The organism is Variovorax sp. P4_D9 (assembly GCF_056401695.1).
This window is the reverse complement of the sequence record NZ_JBFUIU010000978.1, coordinates 1-3,029: the sequence shown is the minus strand read 5'-3', so window position 1 is coordinate 3,029 and position 3,029 is coordinate 1. Positions and strand designations below refer to the sequence as shown.

5 protein-coding genes are annotated in these 3,029 nt (G+C 66.1%); all 5 read right to left on the bottom strand.

What is annotated here, in order from left to right; all coding sequences use genetic code 11:
* On the bottom strand, nucleotides 1-162 hold a 162-nt coding region (locus AC1DY5_RS49400; protein ID WP_478121632.1), incomplete at its 3' end, for a helix-turn-helix transcriptional regulator.
* A 28-nt stretch (nucleotides 163-190) separates the two neighbouring features.
* A complete protein-coding gene (locus AC1DY5_RS49395) occupies nucleotides 191-640 on the bottom strand; it encodes a GyrI-like domain-containing protein (protein WP_478121631.1) in 450 nt (149 codons plus the stop codon).
* A 20-nt stretch (nucleotides 641-660) separates the two neighbouring features.
* Complete coding sequence (locus AC1DY5_RS49390) at nucleotides 661-1,119, bottom strand: EVE domain-containing protein (protein ID WP_478121630.1); 459 nt, start codon at nucleotides 1,117-1,119, stop codon at nucleotides 661-663.
* A gap of 4 nt (nucleotides 1,120-1,123) precedes the next feature.
* Nucleotides 1,124-1,498, bottom strand: coding sequence for a VOC family protein (locus AC1DY5_RS49385; protein WP_478121629.1), 375 nt, complete (start codon nucleotides 1,496-1,498; stop codon nucleotides 1,124-1,126).
* A 132-nt stretch (nucleotides 1,499-1,630) separates the two neighbouring features.
* The coding region (locus AC1DY5_RS49380; protein ID WP_478121628.1) for a PhoH family protein at nucleotides 1,631-3,029 on the bottom strand (1,399 nt) is incomplete at its 5' end.

Sequence of the window (3,029 nt, the reverse complement as noted above, 5' to 3'; positions counted from 1 at the left end):
GGCCTCGCCTTCGACCGGCACGCCCTGACGCTGCAGGTCGGCGACATCGCGGTAGACCGTGCGCTCCGACACCTCGAGCCGCCGAGCCAGGAAGGCGGCCGTGGTGAGCCGGCGTCCGCGAATAAGCTGGACGATCTGGAACAGGCGGTCGGCACGGCGCATCGGTCGAGCTTAACGCTGCTGAGATCCCTTACACGACCCCGATGTGGATCGCCACTTCGTCGGGGCCGCTGTAGGCCTCGAAGTCGCTCCGATAGCGGCGCTGGATCTCAGGATGGGCTTCGAAATAGGCCCAGATCGTCTCCCAGAGATCGATCACCATTTGCGGCATCTCTCCCTTGGCGCTGAAGACCAGGTAGTTGCCGCCTTCGATGCGCACGCTCGCGGGCCCGTCGGCCACGGCGACGCCGGTCGTGATGTCGAAGGCGCCGTGGACGTCGGCCTCGTAGCCCGAATAGACGCCGTAGAGCCGCATGTCGTCGACCCGGTGCGGCGTCTTCTCATAGATCCGCTCGCCGAAGAAGCGGTCCCAGAGGGTGCCGATGCGCGCGGCCTGGGGATCGCTTTCATCGCGGTTCGTGGTGCGCGCCGTGAGTCCGGCCACCTGGAAGGAGTCGAGGCGTTGAAGTTGGGGTTGCATGGTTTTCTCCATCATCGGGTTCAAAGGCCGAGGCCTTGGCGATCGGCATTCATGACGGTTGCGATCAGACGGAAATCATGGTCGTTGACTTCGAGGATGCCGAAGCGGAACTTGGCGCCCCAGCGTTTCGGATCGTCGACGAAATCGAAGCGGTCGATCAGCGGCAGGATGGGCCTTTCGCGCGCCGCGGCGTAGCGCACATCGCGCCGCCACGGCACGAAGCCGTTGCCCATGTCGACCTCGTAGGGCGCGTCGCCCTGCACGACGCCGATCGAAACGAAGCTCTGCAGCCTGTCGGCGACGCCGAGATCGGTGGTCGGCGCGTAGTAGGCCACGCGGTCGCCGGCCTTGATGCGCTTGAGAGGGGCCAGCTTGCCGTGTCCGACCTGCATGAAACCGCCTGCGGGATTGTCGCGCCCCCGGCGCGCATGCGCCGCGCTGGCGACGGCGATCCAGTTCCTGTGTGTCGGGGTGGTCATGGTTTCAGGCCAGCGCGTGCAGTCCGACTTCGTTGCCCTCGGTGTCGCGCAGCACGGCGAATGAGCCCATGTCCCCCGGCAGCGCCGTCTTCGGTGTCACGATCTGCCCGCCTGCCGCGGCCACGCGCGACAGTGCGGCGTCGATGCTCGGCATGCAGTCGAGATAGATCCGGACGCCGCTGCCCGCCGCGGCGGCGCGCGGGCTGCCGGCCATCAGGCAGCCGCCGGTGGCCGGTTCCTCGTAGGGGAAGATCGCCATCGGCTCGCCGCCCATGTCCTCGCGCTTGAGCGCGCGGCCGAGCACCTTCTCGTAGAAGGCCTGGGCCCGGTCGAGGTTGGCGACGGGAATCTCGAACCAGTTGATGGTGGTGGCAGTCATGGAGCTCTCCTCGGTCAGTGATTGGAGCCTCCATGCTGCGCGGAGCCTGCTGACAGCGTATTGTCAGCAGGCTTCAGCAGGACACAAAAAAGGCCCGCGCGCAGCGCGGGCCCGTTCAACCTGGGGGGCGAACTAAAGAACTTCGCTCGCGAAGTCGGCGAGGCGAGAACGTTCGCCGCGCGCCAGCGTGATGTGCCCGCTGTGCGGCCAGCCCTTGAACTTGTCCACGGCGAAGGTCAGGCCCGAGGAGCCTTCGGTCAGGTAGGGTGTGTCGATCTGGGCCAGATTGCCCATGCAGATGATCTTGGTGCCCGGGCCCGCGCGGGTCACCAGCGTCTTCATCTGCTTAGGCGTCAGGTTCTGCGCCTCGTCGATGATCACGTACTTGTTCAGGAAGGTGCGGCCGCGCATGAAGTTCATGCTCTTGATCTTGATGCGGCTGCGGATCAGCTCGTTGGTGGCCGCTCGGCCCCATTCGCCGGCGCCGCCGCCGTCGCCCTTGGCCAGGAACTCGAGGTTGTCGTCGAGCGCACCCATCCACGGGCCCATCTTTTCTTCCTCGGTGCCGGGCAGGAAACCGATGTCCTCGCCCACGCTGACGGTCGCGCGGGTCATGATGATCTCGGTGTAGCGGCGGTCGTCGAGCACCTGCGTCAGGCCCGAGGCCAGCGCCATCAGCGTCTTGCCGGTGCCGGCGGTGCCGGTCAGCGTGACGAAGTCGACCTCCGGGTCCATCAGCAGGTTCATCGCGAAGTTCTGCTCGCGGTTGCGGGTGTTCACGCCCCACACCGCGTTCTTGACCGAGCCGTAGTCCTTGAGCGTCTTGAGCACCGCGGTCTTGTCGCGGATCTCGGTTACGCGCGCATACATGCTGGGCTCGCCGGGCGCCTCGAAATACACGAACTGGTTGATGTAGAGGTTCGGCACGATCGGGCCGCTGACGCGGTAGAAGGTGCTGCTGCCGCTCTGCCAACTCTCGACCGTCTTGCTCTGGCGGGTCCAGAAATCGCCCGGCAGGGCCAGCGAGCCGGCATAGAGCAGATCGCCGTCTTCCAGGGTCTTGTCGTTCTGGTAGTCGTCGGCGGCGAGCCCGAGCGCGCGCGCCTTGACGCGCATGTTGATGTCCTTCGACACCAGCACCACTTCCTGCTTCAGCCGGCCCGGTGCATCCACGGCATAGAGATCGCGCAGCGCCTGCACCACGCCGAGGATCTGGTTGTCGGCCTTGCCCTGCGGCAGGCTGGTCGGCAGCGTGTAGTCGAGCGGCGCGGTCTGGAAGAACAGCTTGCCGCCGGCCTCGCGATGGCCCGTGGTGTCGAGCTTCAGGCCCTTGCCGATGTCGGCGCCCTGCGCGCCGGCCAGCGCATCGAGCGTGCGGCTGGTCTGGCGGCCGTTTCGCGCGACTTCGGTGGTACCTTTCTTGTGGCCGTCGAGTTCTTCCAGCACGATCATCGGTAGGAAGATGTCATGTTCCTCGAAGCGGAACAGGCACATCGGATCGTGCAGCAGCACGTTGGTGTCGAGCACGAAG